General features: G+C 66.9%; 20 protein-coding genes. 4 read left to right on the top strand and 16 right to left on the bottom strand.

All coding sequences use genetic code 11. From position 1 onward, the window contains the following. Nucleotides 1-45: 45 nt before the first annotated feature. From FHS48_RS13710 to FHS48_RS13700, 3 genes are all read right to left on the bottom strand, one after another. Complete coding sequence (locus FHS48_RS13710; RefSeq protein WP_184264137.1) at nt 46-1,656, bottom strand: ABC transporter substrate-binding protein; 1,611 nt, start codon at nt 1,654-1,656, stop codon at nt 46-48. 311 nt (nt 1,657-1,967) lie between these two features. Continuing rightward, nucleotides 1,968-3,341: an aspartate aminotransferase family protein gene (locus FHS48_RS13705; protein WP_184264136.1), complete on the bottom strand. Its 1,374-nt coding sequence runs from the start codon at nt 3,339-3,341 to the stop codon at nt 1,968-1,970. Nucleotides 3,342-3,356: 15 nt separating this feature from the next. Further along, nucleotides 3,357-4,211: a GNAT family N-acetyltransferase gene (locus FHS48_RS13700; RefSeq protein ID WP_184264135.1), complete on the bottom strand. Its 855-nt coding sequence runs from the start codon at nt 4,209-4,211 to the stop codon at nt 3,357-3,359. A 207-nt stretch (nt 4,212-4,418) separates the two neighbouring features. Between FHS48_RS13700 and FHS48_RS13695 the strand changes: the two genes are divergently transcribed. Together FHS48_RS13695 and FHS48_RS13690 are read left to right on the top strand one after the other, a co-directional pair. Then, complete coding sequence (locus FHS48_RS13695; protein WP_184264134.1) at nt 4,419-5,087, top strand: haloacid dehalogenase type II; 669 nt, start codon at nt 4,419-4,421, stop codon at nt 5,085-5,087. 107 nt (nt 5,088-5,194) lie between these two features. Next, complete coding sequence (locus FHS48_RS13690) at nt 5,195-6,469, top strand: NAD(P)/FAD-dependent oxidoreductase (RefSeq protein WP_184264133.1); 1,275 nt, start codon at nt 5,195-5,197, stop codon at nt 6,467-6,469. A 92-nt stretch (nt 6,470-6,561) separates the two neighbouring features. On the opposite strand, the gene FHS48_RS13685 is transcribed toward FHS48_RS13690, so the two are convergent. The 5 genes from FHS48_RS13685 to argE all read right to left on the bottom strand — a co-directional run bounded on the left by FHS48_RS13685 (nt 6,562) and on the right by argE (nt 12,074). Then, a complete protein-coding gene (locus FHS48_RS13685) occupies nt 6,562-8,019 on the bottom strand; it encodes an NAD-dependent succinate-semialdehyde dehydrogenase (RefSeq protein WP_184264132.1) in 1,458 nt (485 codons plus the stop codon). A gap of 69 nt (nt 8,020-8,088) precedes the next feature. Continuing rightward, the gene (locus FHS48_RS13680; protein ID WP_184264131.1) at nt 8,089-9,552 is read right to left on the bottom strand and encodes an aldehyde dehydrogenase family protein; all 1,464 of its coding nucleotides are present in this window, start codon (nt 9,550-9,552) and stop codon (nt 8,089-8,091) included. A 34-nt stretch (nt 9,553-9,586) separates the two neighbouring features. Next, nucleotides 9,587-9,961, bottom strand: a complete 375-nt coding sequence (locus FHS48_RS13675; protein WP_184264130.1) for a cupin domain-containing protein — start codon at nt 9,959-9,961, stop codon at nt 9,587-9,589. Nucleotides 9,962-10,008: 47 nt separating this feature from the next. Then, on the bottom strand, nt 10,009-10,932 hold the full coding sequence (locus FHS48_RS13670; RefSeq protein WP_184264129.1) for a 2-hydroxyacid dehydrogenase: 924 nt from the start codon (nt 10,930-10,932) through the stop codon (nt 10,009-10,011). Nucleotides 10,933-10,949: 17 nt separating this feature from the next. After that, nucleotides 10,950-12,074 (bottom strand): acetylornithine deacetylase, encoded by a 1,125-nt coding sequence (gene argE / locus FHS48_RS13665; protein ID WP_184264128.1) that lies wholly within the window; start codon nt 12,072-12,074, stop codon nt 10,950-10,952. A gap of 254 nt (nt 12,075-12,328) precedes the next feature. Here argE and FHS48_RS13660 point away from each other — a divergent pair, with 254 nt between their 5' ends. Beyond that, a complete protein-coding gene (locus FHS48_RS13660) occupies nt 12,329-13,234 on the top strand; it encodes a GNAT family N-acetyltransferase (protein ID WP_184264127.1) in 906 nt (301 codons plus the stop codon). 61 nt (nt 13,235-13,295) lie between these two features. Here the strand turns inward: FHS48_RS13660 and FHS48_RS13655 are convergent, their stop codons facing one another. Together FHS48_RS13655 and FHS48_RS13650 are read right to left on the bottom strand one after the other, a co-directional pair. Then, complete coding sequence (locus FHS48_RS13655; RefSeq protein ID WP_184264126.1) at nt 13,296-14,372, bottom strand: tartrate dehydrogenase; 1,077 nt, start codon at nt 14,370-14,372, stop codon at nt 13,296-13,298. A 165-nt stretch (nt 14,373-14,537) separates the two neighbouring features. Continuing rightward, nucleotides 14,538-14,867, bottom strand: coding sequence for a hypothetical protein (locus tag FHS48_RS13650; RefSeq protein WP_184264125.1), 330 nt, complete (start codon nt 14,865-14,867; stop codon nt 14,538-14,540). 127 nt (nt 14,868-14,994) lie between these two features. Between FHS48_RS13650 and FHS48_RS13645 the strand changes: the two genes are divergently transcribed. After that, entirely contained in the window at nt 14,995-15,708 is a 714-nt protein-coding gene (locus tag FHS48_RS13645; RefSeq protein WP_184264124.1) for a helix-turn-helix transcriptional regulator, read from the top strand. 14 nt (nt 15,709-15,722) lie between these two features. On the opposite strand, the gene FHS48_RS13640 is transcribed toward FHS48_RS13645, so the two are convergent. The 6 genes from FHS48_RS13640 to FHS48_RS19930 are packed head-to-tail and all read right to left on the bottom strand — an operon-like array spanning nt 15,723 to nt 24,307. Further along, nucleotides 15,723-16,961 carry a cellulose synthase subunit BcsC-related outer membrane protein gene (locus tag FHS48_RS13640; RefSeq protein WP_184264123.1) on the bottom strand — a complete coding sequence of 413 codons (1,239 nt, stop codon included), beginning with the start codon at nt 16,959-16,961 and terminating at the stop codon, nt 15,723-15,725. 25 nt (nt 16,962-16,986) lie between these two features. Continuing rightward, nucleotides 16,987-18,309: a hypothetical protein gene (locus FHS48_RS13635; RefSeq protein WP_184264122.1), complete on the bottom strand. Its 1,323-nt coding sequence runs from the start codon at nt 18,307-18,309 to the stop codon at nt 16,987-16,989. Further along, nucleotides 18,306-19,355 carry a glycosyl hydrolase family 8 gene (locus tag FHS48_RS13630; RefSeq protein WP_184264121.1) on the bottom strand — a complete coding sequence of 350 codons (1,050 nt, stop codon included), beginning with the start codon at nt 19,353-19,355 and terminating at the stop codon, nt 18,306-18,308. The genes FHS48_RS13635 and FHS48_RS13630 overlap by 4 nt, the downstream gene beginning before the upstream one ends. Continuing rightward, a complete protein-coding gene (locus FHS48_RS13625; protein WP_184264120.1) occupies nt 19,355-21,640 on the bottom strand; it encodes a cellulose biosynthesis cyclic di-GMP-binding regulatory protein BcsB in 2,286 nt (761 codons plus the stop codon). Before FHS48_RS13625 ends, FHS48_RS13630 begins: the two co-directional genes overlap by 1 nt. Further along, complete coding sequence (bcsA, locus tag FHS48_RS13620) at nt 21,633-23,696, bottom strand: UDP-forming cellulose synthase catalytic subunit (RefSeq protein ID WP_221443513.1); 2,064 nt, start codon at nt 23,694-23,696, stop codon at nt 21,633-21,635. The genes FHS48_RS13625 and bcsA overlap by 8 nt, the downstream gene beginning before the upstream one ends. Continuing rightward, nucleotides 23,693-24,307, bottom strand: a complete 615-nt coding sequence (locus FHS48_RS19930; RefSeq protein ID WP_221443512.1) for a hypothetical protein — start codon at nt 24,305-24,307, stop codon at nt 23,693-23,695. The genes bcsA and FHS48_RS19930 overlap by 4 nt, the downstream gene beginning before the upstream one ends. Nucleotides 24,308-24,625 lie beyond the last annotated feature (318 nt).

The following is a 24,625-nucleotide window of genomic DNA, read 5'->3' as shown; positions in this document are numbered from 1 at the left end:
GGGAACGCCGGGGGATGTCACCCTCCCCCGGCCTCTTCAACAGGATCAGGCGTCCAGCCAGACGTACTCGGCAAAAGCATAGCCCATCAGGCCGCCCAGCGGGTTGGGTTCCAGCCCCTGCAGCTTCTTGGAATGGGCGGCGACGTTGGCCATATAGGCCGGAATGATGGTTCCGGCATTTTCGGCGACCATCGTCTGCATTTCGCCGTACATTTCCTTGCGGCGGATGGTGTCCAGTTCGGCCCGGGCCTCGACCAGCAGCTTATCGAACCGTTCCGACTTGAAGCGGCTTTCATTCCACGCCGCTTCGGAGGCATAGAACAGCGAAAACAGCAGGTCAGCCGTCGGGCGCGGATTGATGTTGCCGAAGTGCATCGGCGCTTTCAGCCAGTAATTGCTCCAGTACCCGTCCGACGGCACCCGCTGCACGTCAAACTTCATACCGATCTCAGAAGCGGTCTGTTGCAGGATCATCGCCATGTCGATGGAGGCATCCGCCGCGTCCGACGCCACGATCGGCAGCGTCTGGCCCAGCATTCCGGCCTTCTGGAACAGGAACTTGGCCTTCTCCGGATCAAAGGCCTTCGGCTGAAGATCCTTGTTGCAGAAAATATTGACCGGGGACACCGGCTGGTCATTGGCGATGGAGCCAACCCCGCGCAGCGCCGCCTTCAGGATCTGCTCGCGGTTGATCAGGTGCTTCAGGCCGTCAACAAAGTCCTTTTTGTCGCCGGGGGCCATATCCAGCCGCACGTTGAGGTTGGTATAGGCCCCGGACATGGTTTTCTTGACCACCACATCCTGACGGCTTTCCACCAGACGGATGGAGCGCGGATTGATGGTGATCAGGTGCACGTCGCCCGACAGCAGCGCGTTGACACGGGCGTTCTCGTCGGCGATGGCGAAGAACTCGAAGGTTTCGACGTTGGCGCCCTTGCCCTTGAAATAGTTGGTGTTCCGCTTCATCAGCGACCGCACGCCGGGCTCAAACAGTTCCAGCTTGAAGGCCCCGGTGCCGATCCCCTTGGAGAAGTCGGTGGTGCCGTCCTGCACGATCATGAAGTGGTGCATCGCCAGAATGGTCGGCAGGTCGGCGTTGGCGCTGGCCAGCGTGATCTGCACGGTCAGGGGGGCGGTTGCCTTGATGTCGGTCATCTGGGCGGCGATCTTCGCCACCTTGGAGCCGACCGCCGGATCCAGATGCCGCTTCAGGGAATAAACGACGTCGTCCGCCGTCAGCAGCTTGCCATCATGGAACTGCACGCCCTTACGCAGGGTGATGGTCCAGCTCAGCGCATCCTTGGTTTCCACCGCCTCGGCCAGCTCGTTCTGCGGGAAGCCGGTGCGGTCGAGGAAGGTCAGGCGGTTGTAGAGGGAGCAGCAGCGCACATAGTCGGTGGACAGTGAGGCCTTGGCCGGGTCCAGCGTATCGGCGTTGGAGGAGGAATAGGCCACCGCCTTCAGGTGCCCGCCGGAGACCGGCGTAGCGGCCACGGCCGACATGCTGCGGCCGATGATGGTTCCGCCGACCGAGGCGGCGACACCGCCCGCCATCAGCATCTTCAGCAGATCACGGCGGCTGGCACCACGGCGGATGGCCTGTTCAACCATACCGTCATCGGCATTGGTCCAGTTGATAATCTTAGACTCGGTCATCGGAGTTCCCCATGAGTAGAACGTGAAACGTCATCACTCCGGCGAAGGGCCATCCCTGCGGGGCAGGACTGCCGCCGGTTCGCGCGTGGTGGACTTTTGCCTTCCTGATCTGCCTGCGGTCCGGTTGGTTGCGCCCGTTTCTTCGGGGAGGACCGCTTTTTATGCCTTTTCAGTGTCGCCATTTCGCGGCACCGGAGGTGCCGAATTACAGGGGCCTGACAGCAGAAAATACCGCACCGGTCCCCCCGGACAGTATTTTCCCGGCGGTCTGCGGGGGGCAGAAAGGCCACCGCCCCCCGGTTTCAGGGGACTCAGGCCAGCGCCGCCCGGACGTCCGGGTCGGCCAGAGTCTGATCAAGGGTCAGCTTAGTACGTTGAAGTATCGCATCAATATCACTGTCTGTGCAGCACAGCGGCGGGGCATAGCCCAGCACACCATCGGCAAAGGCGCGGATCACCAGACCGTTGTTCCACGCACGGTCGAAAATGCGGCGGGCAGGCTGGGCAGCGGCGGGCAGACGGGTCTTTTTCTGCTTGTCCACCACCAGTTCCACCGCCGCCAGCATCCCCCGGCCGCGCACATCGCCGACCAGCGGATGATCCTTCAGCGACATCAAGCCCTCCATCAGCCGCGCCCCGGCCTTGCGGCCATTGTCGAGCAGGCCGTTTTCATACAGGCGCAGCACTTCCAGCCCGACCGCCGCCGACACCGGATGAGCGGAATAGGTATGGCCGTGCCCGACCACACTGGCCCCGGCCCCATCGGCAAGGGTCTGGTAGACATGGTCACTCATGAACACCGCCCCCATCGGCACATAGCCCGAGGTCAGGCCCTTGGCGACGGTCAGGAAGTCCGGCACCACATCGTCCTCGCTGCACGCAAACAGCGGACCGGTGCGGCCGAAACCGGTGATCACCTCGTCAGCGACGAACAGAATATCCAGCTCACGGCAGACCGCCCGCATCGCCTTCATCCAGCCATCGGGGGGCACCAGCACCCCGCCGGAGCCCTGAATCGGCTCGGCATAGAAGGCGGCCACCCGTTCCGGCCCGCCCAGCTCAGCCACCTTGCGGCGCAGATCCGCCACCGAGGCGGCAATGATCGCCTGCGGATCGGTGCCGACCGGATTACGGTAAACATAGTGGGACGGAATTTTATGCTGCCACGCGAACGGCACGCTGAACCCGGCATGGAAGGCGGGCAGCGCGGTCAGCCCCGCCCCCATGGTGGAGGCCCCGTGATAGCCCTGCTCCACCGAGATGAACTGGTCCTTCTGCGGCTGGCCGCGCACGTTCCAGTAATAGCGGATAAACCGGATGGTGCTGTCCACCGCGTCGGACCCGCCGAGGCAGAAATAGACGTGGTTGAGGTCACCGGGGGCCCGCTCGGCCAGTTCGGCGGCAAAGCGGATCGCCGGTTCCGACCCCAGCCCGAAGTAGCCGGTGGCATAGGGCAGCGTGCGCAGCTGCCGGGTTGCCGCCTCAACGATGCTGTCATGCCCGTATCCGGCGTTGACGCACCACAGACCGGCAAAGCCATCAACCAGCTGGTGCCCGGTGGAATCGGTGACGGTGGCCCCGGACCCGGAGACCAGAACCCGCACGCCCTGCTGCTCATGGCCACGGTAGGAAGCGACCGGATGCACCAGATGGGCGCGGTCGAGATCAATCAGCGAGGTATTCACGGCAAACACTCCAGATCAGCCCAGCGCCTGATTGGCGAGGGCGAAAGTACGGGCGGTGGCAGTGCCGATCGGGGCCAGCGGGTCCCCCCGCCGCATCACTACCCCACCACCGACATGGGCCAGCCCCAGCCCGGACAGCCACGGCGACAGGCCGGTATCCTCGGTGGTGTCAATCCGCAGGAACGCCCCGGGGCGGGCGGCAAGGCAGACGGCGATCAGGGCTTTGGCATCCTCCGCCGTGGCCGCCACCACCGGGCCGATCACCTCGCCCCGGCCAAAGGCGCGCAGGGCGGTAAAGCCAACCACCGCACCGTCGCGGCGCAGCACGGCAAAGCGGCCGACCGCCTTCAGGCGGGCCATCAGGCCGGAGCGGTCGCCGCCGAAGGCCGCCGTATCCAGCGCCGTCAGCACCGCCAGATCCACATCGTCCTCGAAGGCAACCCCCGGCGGCACCGGCGGCAGAACCTCAGGAATGCCCTGATGCTGCATCACCATGCCGCCGGTGCGGAGGAAGCCGAGCTTTTCATACAGCGGCAGACCATCCCGGGTGGCGATCAGCCGCAGCGGACGGGCGGCGGCAAGGGCGAAGGCGGCATCCATCAGGCGGCGGCCCAGCCCCTGCCCGCGGGTGGATTCATCGACGATCACCATATTGATGGTGGCGCAGTCATCGGCATAGCAGGTGGTCAGCACGGTGCCGACAATCCGCCCGCCGCCGTCAACCGCCACCACCCCGGAGCTGAGGTCCAGCGCCATCTGCCAGTCTTCCAGACGGTGCGGCCACGCCGCCTGCCGCGACAGGGCCAGCGCCCCGTCCAGATGCTCCGGCTGAAAGGTCACAAGATCATAGTGCGGTGTGCGTGCTTCCATGGACAGGGATCCTCTTAACGACTGACCCCAGTTGTACCGCGTCCCCGGAAGAAGATCGTCCCGACCTTGACAGAGCAACGGCACGGCCATGCCACCGCAGCCCGCAGAACAGCATAAGATGCTGCGCCGCTTTCCTATCATCGAAGACAGATCCACCCCCGGCCCCGTGATGGCCGCCCCCCTCCCCGATTTTAAGGACTGTCTGCCATGACCACCTTCCGCCCGAAGTACATCACCTTCGACTGCTACGGCACTCTGATCAATTTCCAGATGGCCGAGGCCGCCCGCGACCTTTATGCCGCCCAGCTGGATGAAGCCCGCATGCAGGAGGTGATCCGCAATTTCTCCGCCTACCGGCTGGATGAGATCATGGGCGACTGGAAGCCCTATGCCGAGGTGGTCCACAACGCGGTGGAACGGACCTGCAAGCGCAACGGCCTGACCTTCCGCCCGGAAGACGCCGCCATGATCTACAACCGCGTCCCGACCTGGGGCCCGCACGCCGATGTGCCCGCCGGTCTGGCGAAAGTGGCGAAGGAAATCCCGCTGGTGATCCTGTCCAACGCCATGAACAGCCAGATCATGTCCAACGTCGAAAAGCTGGGTGCCCCTTTCCACGCCGTTTACACTGCCGAACAGGCTCAGGCCTACAAGCCGCGCTTCAAGGCCTTTGAATACATGTTCGACATGCTCAACTGCACCCCGGACGACATTCTGCATGTGTCCTCGTCGTTCCGCTACGACCTGATGTCAGCCCATGATCTGGGCATCAAGAACAAGGTGTGGGTCAACCGCCGCCATGAACCGGCGAATCCGTACTATGGCTATACCGAAATTGCCGACATTTCCGGACTGGCCGGGGTGGTCGGGCTGTAAGGCCGGATCCCTTCAGTCTTAACAGGGCATGTCCGCCACCGCCGGGGCCGGTTGTCCCGGCGGTGGTGGCCTGTCCGGCTTTCTGGCGCAGCGGGCGAGGTCCGGCAATGAAGTTTGAGTCTTACTGGCATGACAGCACCCCGGCCTTCACGGGGGCAACCGCCGGACCGGTGGACGGGGACTATGATGTCGCCGTCATCGGCGGCGGCTTCACCGGGCTGGCCGCCGCCCGTACGCTGGCAAAAAACGGCACCCGCGTGGTGGTGCTGGAGGCCGGAGCGGTCGGCAGCGGGGCCTCCGGCCGCAACGGCGGCCACCTGAACAACGGCCTCGCCCACAGCTTCATCGCCGCCAAGGCGCATCTGGGGGCGGAGCGGGCCAAGGCCCTGTACCGCATGCTCGATGACTCCATCGACACCATCGAAGCCCTGATCGCCGAGGAAGGCATCGCCTGTGATTTCCGCCGCGCCGGAAAACTGAAACTGGCCTCCAAGCCGCAGCATTTTGACGCCATCGCCCGCAATTTCGAGGCGATCCACGCCGAGGTCGATCCCGACACCGCCCTACTGTCCGCCAAGGATCTGGAACAGGAGGTCGGTTCCCCCTTCCACGGGGCGATGCTGTCAAAGAAAAGCGCGATGATGCACATGGGCCGCTACGCCGTCGGCCTCGCCAGCGCCGCCGCCCGCCATGGCGCGGTGGTCTACGAGAACGCCCCGGTCACCGGCCGCAGCGTCAACGGCGGAAAACACACCCTGACCACCCCGCGCGGCAGCGTGCGGGCGGCGCAGGTGCTGGCCGCCACCGGGGCCTATACCAGCGGGCCGTTTGCCTATTTCCGCCGCCGCATCATCTCGGTCGGCAGTTTTCTGATTGCCACCCGCCCGCTGACAGCGCTGGAAGTTGCCAGCGTGATGCCGGGCAACCGCACCTGCGTCACCTCGATGAACATCGGCAACTACTTCCGCCTGTCGCCGGACAACCGGCTGATCTTCGGGGGCCGGGCCCGGTTCTCCGCCACCTCCGACCAGCGGTCGGATGCCCGCAGCGGGGCGATCCTGCGGCAGGCGATGACGCAGATCTTCCCGCAGCTGGCCGGGGTGGAAACGTCTTACTGCTGGGGCGGACTGGTCGATATGACCAAGGACCGCTATCCCCGCGCCGGGTATGCCGACGGGGTGTGGTACGCCATGGGCTATTCCGGCCATGGGGCGCAGCTATCCACCCAGCTTGGCATCACCATGGCCGATACCCTGCTGGGCAAGGCCCCGGCCAACCCGCTGGACGGGCTGGACTGGCCCGCCGTGCCCGGGCACTTCGGCAAGCCGTGGTTCCTGCCGCTGGTCGGCCTCTATTACAAGGTCCTCGATAAAATCCAGTAACCCCCAGAGTCCACAACAAAAACAGACGGCCCCGGAGAGGTCCCCCCCTCCGGGGCCGTTGTTGTCGCGGGCTGAAACACCCCGGAGACCGGTTATCCCAGACCGCCGATGTGGAACGTCTTCAGTTCCAGATATTCCTCAATCCCGCACTGCGCCCCTTCCCGGCCCAGACCGGACTGCTTGATGCCGCCGAAGGGGGCCACCTCGGTGGAAATCGCCCCGGTGTTGAGGCCGATCATCCCGGCTTCCAGCGCCTCGCCGACCCGCCACGCCCGCTTCAGGCTTTCGGTGTAAAAATAGGCGGCCAGACCGAACGGGGTGCCGTTAGCGAGCGCAATCGCCTCCTCTTCCGTCTCGAAGCGGAACAGCGGGGCCACCGGGCCAAAGGTTTCCTCGCTGGCCAGCAGCATCTCCGCCGTTGCCCCGCCCAGCACCACCGGGGTGGCATACTGGCCGCCCGCCGGACCGGCGACGCAGGACGACAGCACGGTTGCCCCCTTATCCAGCGCGTCCGCCACATGACGGTTGATCTTGTCCAGCGCCGCCGGATTGATCATCGGGCCGATATCAACCCCGTCCGCCGTGCCGGGGCCGACCCGCAGGGCCGAAACCCGGGCCGCCAGCCTGACGGCAAAGGCATCGTAAACCCCGGCCTGCACCAGAATGCGGTTGGCACAGACGCAGGTCTGCCCGCCGTTGCGGAACTTGGAGATCAGGGCCCCTTCCACCGCGCTGTCGAGATCCGCATCATCAAAGACGATGAACGGCGCATTGCCGCCCAGTTCCAGACTCAGGCGCTTGATACTGTCAGCCGCGCCGCGCATCAGCAGCGCCCCGACCCGGGTGGACCCGGTGAACGACAGCTTGCGCACCGTCAGGTTGGCCATCAGTTCCGCCCCGATATCGGTCGGCAGGCCGGTGACGATGTTGATCACCCCGGCGGGAATCCCGGCCCGTTCCGCCAGCACACCCAGCGCCAACGCCGAATAGGGGGTGAAGTCCGATGGCTTGATCACCACGGTGCAGCCCGCCGCCAGCGCCGGGGCCACCTTGCGGGTGATCATCGCATTGGGGAAGTTCCACGGGGTGATGATGCCGCACACCCCGACCGGTTCCTTCAGCAGCACGATCCGCCGGTCCGGCGTCGGGGACGGAACGGTGCCGCCGCCGATCCGCCGCGCTTCCTCAGCGAACCATTTGACGAAGGAGGCCCCGTAACGGATTTCCCCCCGCGCCTCGGCCAGCGGTTTGCCCTGTTCCAGCGTCAGGATCAGGGCCAGATCCTCCAGATTCTCCAGCATCAGGTCGTGCCAGGCTTCCAGCAGGGCCGCCCGGTCGGCATGGGTGCGCTTCCGCCAGCCGGTGAAGGCGGCGTTGGCGGCATCAATCGCCACCCGGGTTTCCCCGGGACCGAGATCCGGCACGGTGCCGAGATCGGTTCCGGTCGCCGGATTGGTCACCGCCACCGCCCGGCCGGAGGCGGCGTTGCACCATACCCCGTTGATCAGGGCCTGCTGACGGAACAGGCCGGGGTCTTTCAAAGACAGCATCGCATCTCTCTTTCCTCAGGGGGGAACTGGCTTCAGGGGCTGACAGGCCACCCTTTGACAGGATCGGTCTTACAGGCCGATCAGCACGCTCTTGCTCTTGCGGTTGGCGTGGTAGGCCTCCCGCCCCAGATCCTTGCCGATCCCGGACTGGCGGTAACCACCGGTCGGCAGGATGTGATCGCGGGACCGGCTGTAGCGGTTGACCCAGACGGTCCCGGCCTGAAGGGCCTGCGTCAGGCGGATCGCCCGCGACAGATCCCGGGTGAACAGCCCGGCGGCCAGCCCGTAGGTCGGATGATCGGCCAGCGCCAGCGCCTCATCCTCCTCATGGAAGGTTTGCAGGGTCAGCACCGGGCCGAAGATTTCCTCCCGCACCGCCGGAGACTGTTCCGTCACCCCGGCCAGCAGGGTCGGGGCGTAGAAATACCCCGGCCGGTCCAGCCGCGCCCCGCCGGTCAGGCACTCTGCCCCGGCGGCCCGGCTGGCCTCGACAATGCTTTCCATCCGGCTGATCTGCCGTTCGGAGATGATCGGCGCATAGTCGGTGGTCTCGTCCCAGGTCGGGCCGGGGCGAATTGCCGCCATCCGGGCCAGCAGGCGTTCGGTCAGGGCCTCCGCCACGCTGTCCTGCACGATCACCCGCGACCCGGCAACACAGGCCTGCCCGGCATTGGACAGGATGCTTCCGGCGATGGCGGCGGCGGTGCGGTCGAGATCCGCATCTGCAAACACCACCTGCGGGCTTTTGCCCCCCAGTTCCAGCGTCATCGGCTTGACGCCGGTGCGGGCGATATTGGCCATAATCGCCGCCCCGGCCCCGGTGGACCCGGTGAAGCTGACCTTGGCAATGTCCGGGTGGCCGGTCAGGGCGGTGCCGGTGGTCGGGCCATCGCCCAGCACAATATTAATCAACCCGGCGGGAACCCCGGCCTGTACCGCCAGTTCCGCCATGCGCAGGGTGGCGAAGGGGGTCATTTCCGATGGCTTCAGCACCACGGCGTTGCCCGCCGCCAGCGCCGGACCCAGCTTCCACCCCGCCATCGACAGCGGAAAGTTCCACGGTGTGATCGCCCCGACCACCCCATAAGGTTCGGTCAGGATCATGCCGAAACTGGTGCCGTCGGTCGGCACCACGGCGCTACCTTCCTTGTCAGCAAATTCGGCAAAGAAGCGGATCTGTTCGGCGGTGACGGCAATATCCCCGGCGATCAGGTGGCCGACCGGGCGGGTGGAGGCCACCGCCTCCAGTTTCGCCAGCGTCGGGCCGTCCTGCTCAATCAGGTCAGCCCAGCGCTGCAACACCCGGGTCCGCTCCCGCGGGCGGACGCTGCCCCAGCCGCTGGTGGCCAGCGCGGTGCGGGCGGTCTGCACCGCCTGATCAACCAGCGCCGCATCGGCCACCGGACAGTCGGCAAAGGCCTGCCCATCTGACGGGCGGTGCAGGGTCATCCCCTCCGCCGCCGGAACATAGGCCCCGCCGATGAAATGGGCCCGGGGCAGAGTCAGGCTGTCGGGATCGAAACTCAGGGTCATGACGGCGGATCCTTATGCTGATGGCCGCAGGGGATCATTCCATCACGGTGACGTAGATCTTGCGGACGGTCTCCACCGTCTTCCACACCCCGGTGAAGCCCGGCTTCATGATGAAGCTGTCCCCGGCGCGATAGGTCACCGGAGCACCGCCATCGGGGGTGATTTCCACCACGCCGGACAGGATGTGGCAGAACTCGAACGATCCGCCCTTGATCGAGCGGGTTTCGCCCGGGGTGGCCTGCCAGATGCCGGTGTGGATCATCTCGCCCCGGCAGACATCCAGCGGCCAGCAGGTGAATTCCGGATCCCCGGCAATCAGACGTTCCGGCAGCGGGCCGGACACTTTCGGCGTGGTGGACGGATTGACATCAACGGTCTTCAGCAGGTCGGACTTGGCGACATCGGTCATGATCGGGAGCCTTTGAGAAAGGGGGATGCGGGACAAGGAAAAGACAGTCAGTAGCCGCGCAGGCGGTCGATCTCGCCCAGCATCGGCTGGCCGGCCAGATGGCGGCGGATGTTGGCAATCACCGCCTGCGCTGCTGTCACCGGCTGGGTGACGCTGGCGATATGCGGGGTGATCATCACCTGCGGGTGCGCCCACAGCGGATGCTCCGGCGGCAGCGGCTCCGGGTCGGTGACATCAAGGATGGCACTGGCGAGATGGCCGCTGTCGAGGGCGTCCAGCAGGGCCGCCGGATCGAGCTGCGGCCCGCGCCCGACATGGATCAGGCTGGCCCCGGCGGGCAGGACCGAAAACAGCCGTGCATTGAGGAATCCCCTGGTTTCAGCGGTCAGCGGCAACAGACAGATCAGAATATCGCAGCGGGACAGGAACAGCGGCAACCCGGCATCGCCGCTGTAGCAGTCCACACCGTCCAGCCCCCGGCCGGAGCGGCTCCAGCCCATCAGCGGAAATCCGAACGGCCGCAGCTGCCGCAGTACGGCGGTCCCCAGCTGACCCAGCCCCAGAACCCCGACCCGGCGCTCTGCCGCCTGCCGCACCGGCAGGCTGCGCCAGACCCCCTGCTGCTGCTGATTGCGGTAAGCCGGAAGGTTACGATGGGCGGCCAGCACCGCCATCACCACATATTCCTGCATCATCCGCACGATGCCGTCTTCCACCATCCGCACCACGGTCAGGTGCGGCGGCAGCTGATCCAGCGCCAGCTGGTCAACCCCGGCCCCGATGGAGAACAGCACCCGCAGATTGCGGTAGCGGGCCAGATCCGGCGGCACCGTCCATGTCAGCAGATAGCGGACGGCATCGGGATCCACCGTCGCCGGATCCATCGAAAACGGCACCTCCGGCAGGGCGGCGGCGAAGGCATCGGCGAAAACCTGACCGCGCGTGCGGTCGGAGTTGAACAGAAAGGTCATGACGCGCCGTTCCCCGCTCAGGCCACCAGCCGGGCGGTCAGCCGTTCCAGCATCTGTTGGCAGGCCTCCAGCTCGGCGGTCTCAATGAATTCATCGGGCTTGTGGGTATGGGCGATGTCCCCCGGCCCGCAGATGATGGCGTCGATCCCGGCAGCCTGAAACAGTCCGGCCTCGGTGCCATAGCTGACCGCCGCCAGCGGCGGCAGGCCGGTCAGCTCCACCATCAGCCGGGCAAGGTCAGACTCCTGCGGCAGCGACATCGACGGGTAATTGCTGAGAACGGTCCAGTCCACCTCATAGCCCTGTTCCGGCAGGCGGGTCAGATGCTGGCGGATCGGTTCCAGAATCTCCAGCGGCACCACTCCGGCAATGGCCCGGGCCTCCAGATCCGCCGTGCAGAGATCGGGGATGATGTTCACCGACTGCCCGCCCCGGACGGTGCCGACCTGAAGGGTGGAATAGGGCGGCTCAAACACCGGATCCAACGGCCCGGCGGTCAGGCTGCGGGCGGTCTGCACCGCCGTGCCCAGCACCTCGGTCAGGGCGTGGATGGCGTTCAGCCCCTGATCGGGGCGGGAGGAATGGCCGGTGCGGCCCCGCACGGTCAGCCGCACCGCCGCCTTGCCCTTGTGGGCGCAGATCGCCTGAAGACCGCTGGGTTCGCCGATGATCGCCCCCAAAGGCCGGGCGCACAGCTCCGGCAGGCGGCTGATCATGTGCGGGGCACCCCGGCAGCCCGCTTCCTCGTCATAGGAAAAGGCCAGATGCAGCGGCTGTTTCAGGGTCTTGCCGCGCAGGGAGTCCAGACAGGCCAGCATGGCCGCCAGATAGCCCTTCATGTCGCTGGCCCCGCGCCCGTACAGCCGGGTGCCGACCCGCTGCATGCGGAACAGGTCCCGGCTGTTGGTCGGGTCGTTGGGGGGCACCACATCCATGTGGCCGGACAGGATATAGCCCGGCACATCCGCCGGGCCGAGGGTGGCGAACAGGTTGACCCGGTCGCCTTCCGGCCCCGGCAGGACCGTCACCGTCGCCCCGTGCTGTTCGGCATACTCCCGGATCCATCCGGCGATTTCGTGGTTGGGGGTGCCGACCACCGACGGAAAGGCGATCAGGCGGTCCAGAATCTCGACAACGTTCATTGTGTGCGCCCCGGCAGTCGGCATGTCTCAGTGCTGTCAGAACACTGGGCCAGCCCCCGCAGCCAAAGATGCCGAAAACGGGCACTTTTCAGCCCGATCATGCTGCATCTGCCGGGGCGAGAGCGGAATATACGGTGCGCCTTTCGGTAGTCTGACCTTGACCCGTCAGGGTTCTTCCGTATGGTCGATCATAAGGCCCTGTGCTGTATGGTCGAATTGTCCTACCGGCGCTTCCGCCGGAAAGACCGTGAGGTATGACCGTGTCCGAAGCCATTTCCGAATCCATGCAGCTTGAGTCGTTCCAGCTTTCCGCCATCGACATCGCCGGGGCCGATCTGGCCCAGCTGCACGCCCTGTCGATCAGCGTCAGATGGCCGCACCGGTCCGAGGACTGGCAATTCATGCGGGACAGCGGCCGTGGCATTGCCGCCGTCGATGACATCGGGCGGATCGTCGGCTCGGCGATGTGGTTCCCGGAGGAGGACCGCTTCGCCACCATCGGCATGGTGATCACCTCCCCCCGCCTTCAGATGCACGGGGCGGCGCAATGGCTGATGCAGCATGCGCTGGCTGATTTGCAGGGCTACCGGCTGGGCCTGAATGCCACCCGCCCGGCGGAACGCCTGTACCGCTCCCTCGGTTTCCGCGACGAAGCCACGGTCTACCAGCATCAGGGCGAGGTGCAGGACCCGCCGCCGCCGCCGGAGCTGACCGCCGGGGAAATCCTGCGTCCGGTCACGCCGGAAGACCACGCCGCCCTGACCGCGCTGGACCGGCAGGCGTTCCGGGCCGGGCGGACCGTTCTGATGCAGCGGCTGTTTCCGCTGTCCACCGGGGTGGTGCTGGAACGCAACGGCACCATCGTCGCCTTCAGCCTGTGCCGCCGCTTCGGGCGTGGCCATGTGGTCGGCCCGCTGGTGGCCGCCGATGACCGCGACGCCATGATCGTGATGCATCCGCATCTGGACGCCTATCAGGGCCGGTTCCTGCGGATTGACACCCGCCAGCCGAAGGGCACCCCGTTCTCCGACCTTGTGGTGACCAGCGGCATCGCCCTGTTTGATACCGTCACCACCATGACACTGGGCTGTTCGTGGACCACCGGACAGCAGGCCGGGGCACCGCTGACCTATGGTCTGGTCGCCCAGACCCTCGGCTGAAGCCCCCCTCCCATCCCCTGAAGAAAGCCCCCTGCCTGATCACAGGCAGGGGGTGTTTTTCTTACAGCTCCGCCACAATCGCCTTGCCGCAGGTGACGGTATCCGCCGTACCGCCCAGATCCCGGGTCCGCCCGGCCGGGGACAGCAGAACCCGTTCAATCGCCGCCATGATCCGCGCCGCCGCCGCCGGTTCGCCCAGATGTTCCAGCATCATCGCCGCCGTCCAGATCTGCCCGACCGGATTGGCAATGCCCTGCCCGGCAATATCGGGAGCGGAACCATGCACCGGCTCAAACAGCGACGGATGCGCCCCGGTCGGATTGATGTTGGCTGACGGGGCAATGCCGATGGTGCCGGTGCAGGCCGGACCAAGGTCGGACAGGATATCGCCGAACAGGTTGGAGGCCACCACCACATCGAAACGGTCCGGGTGCAGCACAAACTGCGCGGTCAGGGCATCAATATGGTACTTGTCGTGCCGCACATCGGGGTAATGGGCCGCCATGGCGGCACAGCGCTCATCCCAGTACGGCATGGAAATGGCGATCCCGTTGGACTTGGTGGCGGCGGTCAGGTGTTTCTTCGGGCGGCTTTGGGCCAGATCGAAGGCATAGCGCAGGATGCGGTCAACGCCGGTCCGGCTCATCACCGTTTCCTGAATCACCACCTCGCGGTCGGTGCCTTCAAACATCCGCCCGCCGAGGGCGGTATATTCCCCTTCGGTGTTCTCCCGCACCACGTAGAAATCAATCTCGCCCGGCGTCCGCCCGGCCAGCGGGCACGGCACCCCCGGCATCAGCCGCACCGGCCGCAAATTGACATACTGGTCAAACGACCGCCGGAACTGGAGCAGCGACCCCCACAGGGAAATATGGTCCGGCACTTTCTCCGGCCAGCCGACCGCCCCGAAGAAAATGGCATCGTAGCGGCTGAGGATCTCGAACCAGTTTTCCGGCAGCATCCGGCCATGGGCAAGGTAGTAGTCGCAGGAGGCGAAATCGAACCAGTCGAGCTGCAACGGCACCCCGGCGGCGGCGCTGACCGCCTCCAGGGTGCGCACCCCTTCGACCATCACTTCCTGTCCGATGCCGTCACCGGGGATCACCGCGATGCGGTGGGGTTTCTGCTGCGGCTGCATGGGCTTTGCCTTCTGTCGCTGTCGGGAGAGGGGGGCGGACGGCCCCGGTTCCCGGCCATGCTACTCTCCCCCGGAAGCAGAAAATGCCGTTTCCACCCCGGCAGACAGCGCAGCCTTGCAAAGTCGCCGCAAAAACCGCTGCCTCCCCGGTTGACGGGGCACCGGTCACCCCCCGGTCAGAAATTCCGGCATCGGACCGGGAACCCAGAATCCCATCTGCGGGCTGCCCGGCTCCATCAGGGCCATCAGCGCCTGTGTTGCCGGGTGGTCAAACCATCCGGCGCAGGCCTGATGGGCGGCGGCCAGACTGTCCGCCACCAACAGATCCACCCAGACCCCATCGGCCCGACAGAACCAGTCATGGCGGATCACCCCCGGCTGCCGGGGCATATACTCCTGACGGATCCGGGTGTAGGCGGTTTCAATCTCCGCCGGGCTGACCCCGGCGCGGGCACGGAAGGTGGACAGTTCAACGGCATGGGCCACGGGGTCCATCGGCAGGCTCCTGTAGAATGGAAAGATGTGGGGGCTTGATCCGCCCCCCACAGCCGTTACCCTGACACCCCCCTGCTGACAGCAGTGTGTCAGCAGAGATCCGTTATGATCGGGAGACCACCGCCCCATGCGCCGGGCCGACCGCCTGTTCCATCTGCTGACCCTGCTGAAGGATGCCCGGGGCCGGGCCGTGACCGCTGCCACTCTGGCGGCGGAGCTGGAACTGTCGGTCCGCACCATCTACCGCGACATCGCCCACCTTCAGGCCAACGGCCTGCCGATTGATGGCGAAGCCGGAGTCGGCTACCGGATCTCCCCGGCCTTAACCCTGCCGCCGGTGACGTTCACGCTGGAGCAGATCGAGGCGGTGGCCGTCGGGATCCGGGCGATCCAGTCCCTTGGCGACCCGGCGCTGGCCGCTGCCGGACGGCAGGCTTTAGACAAGATCCGGGCGGTTCTGTCCCCGGCAGGGGCGGAGCATCTGCTGCGGGAATCGTTGCATACCCCCCTCAGCCTTCAGGCCGATCCCTCCGGGGTTCTCGCCGCCCCGCTGCGGCGGGCGATCCGCGAACGCCTGCGCACCCACCTGACCTATCAGCGCCCGGACCAGCAGGATAGCGGCGAGGCCACCGGGCGCTGGGTCCGGCCGCTGGAACTGGCCTGTTTCGGGTCGTTCTGGATGCTGGCCGCCTGGTGCGAACACCGTTCCGCCTTCCGCCACTTCCGGCTGGACCGCATCACGGCGCTGGAGGTCAGCGCCACCCGTTTCCCCGAGGAGCCGGGCCGCGGCCTGCCGGACTATCTGGACTGGCTGCGGGCCAGCCTGAACACCCCGCCGTAACCGCCCAGACCGCCTCAGCGGAACGGGGCGAACACGCTGTCCGGCAGGTCGGCGCTGAACACGCCGCTGCGGGCCGAGAACGGAATGGTCAGGAACGCCCCGACGGCAATGTCGTTGTACTGCGGAGCAGCCTGATAGCGGCTGAACCCCGACAGGATCAGGTGATCCCCCAGCAGGGCACTGGCCCGCAGCGACACCTGCGTGCTCAGGCCTTCGGTGCTGCTGCCCTGATACACCCCGCCTGCCGTGCCGCCGTTTTCCCAATAGCGGGGGGCAGCCTCTTCCTCCGCCTGCGTCAGGGCCAGCGAGGCCTTGGCCTCCACCTGCCAGCGTTCCCCTTCGGTGGTCAGGGCATCAATCCCGATCCCCTCCCGCAGGTCCTGCGACGGGCTGTAATAGCCGCCATGCCCCCAGCTGTAATGACTGAGGTTCTTGGCGAAGGTGGCATAGGACACAAACGGCCCGACCCGCAGATGGTCGAACCCCTCCGGCTTCAGGTCATAGGACAGATCCAGCCGGGTGGAAAAACGGGTGTTGTCCTTGACATCCTGCCCCTGCAAGGCCGCCGCCTCGCCGCTCAGGCCGATCCCGACCCCGTCCCACGGCAGCCAGATCGCCTGTGCCCCGCCGCCCATATCCATCACCCGGCCCCACGACCGGCCACTGACCGGATCCCGCATCCCGGTGTAGGACAGCAGGCTCGACACCACCGGCTCGGCAAACAGCCTGCCGCCGACAATCACCGACGATCCGTACAGCGTGGTTTCCACCCGCCCCGCCGGACGCGCCGACACCGATCCGCCAACGGGGGTGGAGGTCAGGCGCAGCACCGTGGTGCGGTCATCGTTTTCCTGCCGCAGGGTCAGGCTGGGGAACACCACATCGGCCTCGGCCTGCGGGCCGGACTGCTCCGCCCCGGCCGGACGCCGCCCGATCGCCCCGGCGGTAAAGCCGCTGTTGACCTCGGCCTGAACCACCATCAGGGTCAGCCGCCAGTCATCAACCATACCTTCAGTATAAGCCCGCTGCGCCGTGATGTGCAGGTTGCCTTCGCCCTTGGTGCCGTTGGTGGAACGCTGTTCGATCCCACCCCCGGCCATCCAGTCGCTGCGCCCGGCCAGCGCCGACAGGGATCCCCCCAGATCGCCGAGCGTCTCCGCCAGATCCGGCACCGCCTCCGGCAGGCTCTGGGCGACGGCAGGCCCCGCCGACAGCAGGGCGAGGGCAGACAACAGGGCAGCGGTCTTGGTCATCACGGAACAGCTTTCCTTACTGGGGTTAATCGGACAACAGGGCATCAGCGTGACGGGCGGCAAGGTCAAACTGTTTGCGGCCCCACGCCGTGGCCACCCCCTGCGCATGGACGATCCCGGCCAGCAGCCGGTCTCCCGCCGCCGCCCGCTGCCGCAGCTCCGCCCCCCGCCCCGCCGCCGTCAGGCTTTGGGCCAGCGCCCGGGCCAGCGCCGGGGTCGGGGTCGCCGCATACAGGCGGTCAAACAGATCAGCGGCCTCTGCCGGGCGGTTCAGCCGCAGCAGCGACCACGCCTTCAGCTCCTGCGGGCCGCGCCGGTCGGGGGCCGTCTGGCTGATCCGCTCCGCCAGAGCCAGCACAGCGGAATAGTCCCCGGCCTGATAGGCGGCCAGTTGTCGGTCCGCCAGCGCATCGGCACAGGCGGCAGCCAGACGGGCCGACAGGGTGGTCCCCCGGCAGGCCAGATCTTCAGCGATATCGGCGCGGCCCTGCGCCCGTTCGGCCAGCACCTGCCCGAACCGGGCGTTCTCACCGTCCCCGGCACGGGCGAAGGCCGCCGCCGCCGGACCGGGCAGCCCCTGCCCCAGCCAGCGCCATCCGGCGGTTTCCCACGCCTCCGCCCGCCCCAGCTCCGTCGCCAGTGCCAGACGGTCGCGGCTGAGAAACAGGCCATCCCCTGCGTCAATTCCGTCCAAGGCCCGGCCCAGCGCCGCCTCGGCCAGACGGGCCGCCAGCACCGGCGTTGCCGCCACCAGCCCCCGCACCGCCGCCAGATCATCCAGTGCCACCAGCGCCCGCCCCAACCCCTCGCGGGCAGACAGCGATGCCCCGGCCTGCGTGAACCAGCGGCGGGCCTGATCGGGCTGCCCGGCGGCCAGCGCCTGCCAGCCCCGGGCTTCGGCACGGGCGGCAGACTCCGCCGGACGGGACCCGGAGGCCACAGCCGGACCCCGCTCCGGCGGGCTCAGCGCTGTCAGCAGATCCACTGGGGGCGACCACGCCGGGTTCTGCCGCCGCAGCCGCATCAGATCGGCCCGCGCCGCCGCCAGATCACCCCGGCGGATCAGGAACCACAGGCCGGTAGTGTCAACCTCCACCGCCGGAGCCTCCTCCGGCAGGGCCTCCCGCACCGGGGGCAGCAGCAGCGACGGCCGGGACCGCACCTGTGGCGCTCCCGGATCCGGGCGGGTCTGCACCTGCGGCAGCGACGGCACCACCGGCACCGGCACGGCCTCCGGCGGCCGCTTGCGGTCATCCAGAAGCTGGCCGAGCTGATCGTCCTCCGCCTGCCCCGGAATGGGCAGCAGCAGACAGCACAGGGCTACCGAAACCGTCAGGATCTTTCTCATCGTCCCGGACCCGCTCCCCGCAGGTCCGCCTGCGCCACCCGGGCCAGCAGGGCCAGACTCCACGCATAATATCCATCCCCCCCGCCGGGCCGGGGCAAATCCGCCTGCCCGTCAGTCAGGGCCGCCACCGCCGCCATGCCGGTCTGCCAGCCGTAGGGGGCGGTTTCCCCGCTGCGCAGGTCCACCCATGCCGGAACCGGCCCGCTGCGCGGGGCCCTCCAGAAGGCCCGGAACGGAGCCAGCAGCGCCGGATCAGTCTGCCCGCCCCACACCAGATTCAACGGCACCCGCACCGCGTTGAAGCCATACTGCGGCGGCTGATCCGGGGCCAGCGCCACCGCCCCGTTTTCCACCTGCATCCAGTCCGGCGGCAGGCCCCAGACCCCAAACCGCCCCTGCCGCAGCAGGGTCAGCGCCGACCGGCTGAGGGCATCCCACGCCGGATGCCCGAAGGCCATCGCAAAATCCCGGAAGGCCGGAAACAGCCAGTACGACGGATTGACCACCACCGCCTGCCCGCTGACGAAGCCGTCACGGCCCGGCAACAGCAGGGTCAGCGCCCCGGCCTGCACGGTCTGGTGCTCCGCCACCGCCATACTGATCGCGCGGGCGGCATCCACATAGTCGGGCCGGTCCCACGCCCGCCCGGCCCGCAACAGGGCCCAGGCAATCAGAATGTCGCCGTCACTGGCATTGTTGGCATCCAGCACACAGCCCGCCGGTTGACCGCAGGGACCAAACTTCCACGAAAACAGTCCGTCCGGGCGGCGCAGGGTTTTCTGCGTCCACTGCCAGATCCGGTCAAAGGTCTGGCGGTCCCCCGCCGCCTCGGCCAGCAGCAGGCCATAGCCCTGCGCCTCGGTATGGGTGATGCCCGGCGGGCCGCTGTCGGCATCGGTCACCCGCCCGTCAGCGGAGATAAACCGCCGGGCGTAGTCGTCCCACAGGGCCCGGTCCAGCCGCCCCGGCGAATCGGAGCATCCGGCAAGGGACAGGGTCAGACAGGCCATCACCATCCCCACCAACCGCAGACAGGCCCGTCCCATCACTGCGTCTCCATAAAGCGCTTGCGCCGCCGCCGGATCATCTGCCACAGCAGCAGGGTGATCAAGCCGCACACCGCCACCGCCCCGCCCAGCCAGTACCACGGCGTGGTCGACAGCGTCAGGCGCAGCAGCAGCAGCGGATCATCCCGCCCGACCTGATACGGCTCGGACACCTGCATGCTGAACAGGGCCTCATCCTTCTGGCCCCAGGCAATCAGGTCACCGCGCATCTGGCCCCACAGGCCGGGACCGACCAGATCGGCGATCCGCGCCGCCAGCACCGCCGGGGTTTCTGCCGCCACCACGGTCAGCAGGGCCCCGTCCTGTCCCGCCGGATTGCGCAGGGCCGTCATCACCGCCCGGTCCCCCAGACTGCTTTTCTGCTGCACCCATTCCCCGTCCGGCACTGCCGGACCACTGTCCGCGCGGCTGATCAGGCCGCGCAGGCTGCCCAGAGACAGCTCCGGCCCGGTGGCGGCGGTCCGCAGATCCTGCAAGGCGCGGTAGGGCCACGACCGGATCTTCGACAGGGATGCCGCCCATGCGGCAAAATCATCCCGCTGCAACTGGGCGGTGGTGGCCAGAACCAGCGCCTGCCCCGGCAACGGCTGCGGCAGACCGGTGATCACCGCCAGACCGTCCACCGGCCCGTGCGCCACCTGCGCCATCCGCCCGATCAGCGTCAGCGCCGGTCCGATCAGATCCGCCGAACCGACGTAGACCGCCCCGGCCGCCCGCCCATCGCCCCCGGCATAGGGATAGCCGGAGGTGGCAAAGCGGGCGAGATCGGGCAGGGCCGCTGCCCGTCCGGCCTCCGGCAGGGTGATGACCGAATTCTCCGACACCTGCACCAGCAGATGCCGCCCCCGGCTGCCGACGCATTCGCCGCCGCTGACCGGCGGCTGACTGCTGATATCAATGTTCAGGGCATTGGCCCCCGGCTTCAGAAGGTTAACCGGAAACGTGATCAGGTAATCGCGGAAGCTGCCGCCGTCCGGGTTGCCCATGGAATGGCCGTGGATCTGTTCGTCATTGACCCGGAAGTTGAGAACCGATCCGGCCCCCATCCCGGCCCCGTAGGAGAAATCCAGCTTCAGGGTGACCTTGGCGTTTTCATAGGTGTAATAGTCCGGGGCCATCGGCAGCGGGACGGAAATCTGGTGCGATCCCTTGCCCCGCGCCGTGGCGGTGCGGAACCCCAGCGCCTGAAAGCGGTAGCTTTTGCCCCCGATCATGCTGACCCGGCCATCCAGCGGCAGCGGGGCCGCCGTCAGCCCGCCCTGCGGGAAGGTTGCCTGCGAATCCGGGGTCTGGGCGTCATCCATCACCGTCAGCGACCGGGCGGCGGCAATCACCTCGTCCTCGGTGCGGCCCGTCACGAGAAGCCGGGCCCGGCCATCGCCGAGACCGCTGATCGCCACCTTCGGCCCATCCACCACCGGCAGGGCCTGCGGTGGCAACACCTGCGCCAGATCCTGCGGCAGGCCGACCACCACCTGCACCGCCCCGGAAACATCCGTCGGCAGGCCCGACCCCGACCAGTCGCGCTGCCGGACCTCCAGCGGCGCGAACTGCCGCCGCAGGGCCAGCGCCTGTGCGACAGAGGGCAGCGCCTGCGACCGCAGACGGTCTGCCCCCGCCCCCGGCGGGGGCAGCAGGGTCACCTCCCGCTGGCCGCCCAGACCGGGGAAGAACAGGGCGCTGAGATCCGACAGCAGAAGCGGACGGGTCAACGGACCAAGATCATAGGACAGGAAGGACTGCGACAGATCGACCTCGGTCCACAGTTCCGGCGCCACCGAATCCTCGCAGCTGTCGGCGTAATGCTGGGTCACCGCCAGTGTCAGTTTATTGAAGCCGCTGCGCCAGCCATCGGCAGGCAGGCGGATCCGCGCTTCGCCGGAGGGCTGGGCCGGATCCAGCCGGATCTGCGCCAGTGTCGCCTCGTTCAGCCGCACCGCCAGCACCGACCGCTCCGGCCGCAGGGCGACGGAATTGGTGTAGCGCAGGGTCAGGATCATATCCCGCACCACCGCCGTCGCCGCCAGCGGAATGAAGAAGGCCTGCTCCCCGGCCTCATCGCGCAGCCGCAGCAGCCCCGGCTGTGGCGAGAACGCCGACAGCGGCACCGCCCCCTTCGGGCGGACCGTCACATCCTCCAGCCGGGCCGAGAGGGCTGCCGGTCCCTCCGGAACCGCTGTCTGAGCCAGAGACGGCCGGACCACCGACAGCGCCAGAACGATCCCGGCGGCAAGGACGGTCAACGGGCGGGAGACATTACTCATGGGCGGATCCTTGCCGGAGCAGCGAGACACAGGTGGAACGGACAGCCGCGAAAAACATCCGGCTGTGCATCAGCACCGGCTGCCAGATCAGGCCAAGGATCATCGACAGGGCGGTGGTGAACGGGATCGGCCGGATCCGGCGATCAAGGAAAAACTGCCAGCGGGCACTGTCGCCGAAGGCCAGCGCAACGGCGTCAGAGGCCTCCGCCTCCGTGGCAGGAACAAAGCGGATTCCCAGCGCCAGCTTCCGCCGGACCGGAAAGGCCGAACAGACCTCGCAGCGAAGGGTCACGGTCCGGCCCATCTGCGGGGCGGGGGCAGACAGCCGGATAATCTCCCCCCGCTTCGGTGCCTGCGGCGCGGCGGGATCAATCAGCAGACGGGCCCCGCCCGCCGACAGGTCGTCAATCTCGCAGGGCATTTCCGCCCCCGCGGCCAGCACGGTGCCGGACTGCTGGGCGGGCATCCGGGGGGAGGCCCGGCGCTGCCGCCGCTCCACCAGCGCCCCCAGAGCGGCGGTCAGGGTCAGGAAGTTCAGGGTATTCCAGACCAGCACCACCGTCGTCATATCCCGCGTCACCGGATCGTCGATGAAGCGCCAGATTCCGAAGGCAAAACCGATACCGACCACGGCAAACAGCCAGTAAAACGGCTTTGCCAGCGGCGAGATGAACTCCTCCTCCAGCGTGTCGCCCTTGGGGGTGACCACAAAGGACGGATGCCGGGGATTGGCCACCACCTGAATCAGCGCCCGCAGCGAAAAGATGCTCTGCATCAGTTCATAGATTTCCGAGATCAGCGGCCAGCGGGTCCGCCCGAACAGCATGTCGGACATGATGTAGCCCGCCACCACATGCGGCACCGTATAGGCCAGAATCTGCATGGTGGAAGCGTTGTAGACATCAAAACCGAAAATCAGATAGGCCAGCGGCGAGAAAATGAAAATCAGCCGGGCGAAGGGGAACAGCCAGAACAGCAGGGAACTCATGTAGCCGACCCGCTGGTACCACGTCAGGCCCGGGTGCATGAACGGCCGCTTCAGCAGCAGGATCTGGGTCATCCCCTGCGCCCAGCGCATGCGCTGGATCACGAAGGCGGTGAAGGTCTCCGGGTTCAGCCCCGCCACCATCGGCCGGTCGAGATACACCGAGTGATAGCCCTGCCCGTGCAGGGTGATCGCGGTCTCGGCATCTTCGGTGATGGTTTCCCCGGCCAGTCCGCCGATCGCCATCAGGGGGGCCCGGCGCAGCAGCGCCGCCGACCCGCAGAAGAACGAACTGGCCCAGAAATCCAGCCCCTTCTGGATCGTCTGGTAGAACATGTCATTTTCCGACGGCATCCGCCGGAACGACTGCAACAGATTGCGGTCAATCGGATCCGGATTGATCATGAAATGCGGGGTCTGGACCAGAAACACCTCCGGCCTGCGGACCATCCACGGCACCGTGCGGTCAAGAAAATCCCCGGTCGGCACGTGGTCGGCATCAAGGATCACGATCAGCTCGCCGTCGGTGTGGCGCAGGGCGTGATTGATGTTGCCCGCCTTGGCATGACTGTTTTCCGGCCGGGTCAGATAGAAGGCCCCCAGCCGGGCACACAGCGCCTGCAACACGGCCCGGCGCTGAAGAGCGGCGGCGGCTTTCTCAGGGTCCGGCTGGGCAACCTTGGCATCCGTCCCGCCGTCATCCAGCAGATAAACCCGCAGCCGACCACCGGGATACCGCATCCGCAAGGCCGCCCGCAGCGTGACTTCCAGCATCTCCGCCGGTTCGTTGTAACTGGGCACCAGCACATCCACACTGGGCAGCACCGTCCCCGGCGACAGGTCAGCCAGCGTCAGCGCCGGGCGGCGCAGCGGCGTGGAATTGACCAGCGCCCCCAGCAGGCTGATCACCACCGAATAGAGTTCGGCCAGATACAGCAGCACCGCCAGAACCGTGCTGAACAGCGTGGAGCTGTTGAGGGTGAACATCCCGCGCCAGGCGATATAGCGCAGGGAAATCACCGCCGTCAGCAGCAGCACCAACAGGCGCAGCGGCGCTGCCGGGGGCATCATTGGGAAAGGTCCGCAAGACCCACAGCACCCCGATGACGGCAACCATCGACAGCATCTGCCCCGGCCAGTCCATCGGCACCACCACCAGCACCAGCAGGGCAGGCAGGGCGACAGACCAGCCAAGAACCGTCCACAGCCGCCCCGGACCGGGCGGTGTCGGCACCGACAGGCCGGACGGCGACAGGACAGTGGGGGCAACCGGGCGCTGAACCGTCATGCGCCCCTCCGGCCAGCCCGGTCGCGCGGTCCCCGGTCATTGCACGGTCATAGACCAGCGTCGGATGCGGCTCGTTGGTCACCACCCGCCCGGCCTCATCCACCCGCAGCCCCTGCGCAAACAGGACACTGTGCAGGCGGTTGCGGCGCTTCCACAGGCGACGGCGGGCCAGCCATGCCCCCGGGATCACCGGCAGGGCCCCCGCCAGCAGGACAAGGCCGAGGCACAGCAGCACGGTCTGCCCGGCCGGGGCATGGTAAACCAGAAACCACAGGGCAGAGACTGCAGAATAGAACAGGGCGCAGCCAAGGGCAAACAGACGGCGGGCCACACGCAGAGTCCGTTCCGCCCCCTGCAAAACCCGCATATGAGCGGCAAGCTCATCCAAGGTCATTCGGCTCACAATCCTCACCTTCACGGCCTGTCGCGGCCCCGCCGCAACATCCCTGACGCCCCCCGACGCCGTTTCCCGTTTTTAATGATCTTCCGGTGTGCCCCGGATCTGTCACACCCTGCGTTAGAGTATGATAAGAAAGAGAAATAAGTTCCGCTGATGCGTCTGAACACTCAATTGACGCACAGATGGTTAATTATTTCTAAACGCCAAAGACATTGAAGAAACCACTTTCATTTTTATAATTGCATCAACAAAATAATGATCTCCGAATAGAGTATAGTAACCCTGTACTCATACGGACGTCGTCATCCGATC

It is taken from the genome of Novispirillum itersonii, from assembly GCF_014205675.1.
GTDB lineage: Bacteria > Pseudomonadota > Alphaproteobacteria > Rhodospirillales > Rhodospirillaceae > Novispirillum > Novispirillum itersonii_A.
The sequence above is the reverse complement of the archived record's forward strand: the minus strand, read 5'-3'. Positions and strand labels throughout refer to the sequence as shown.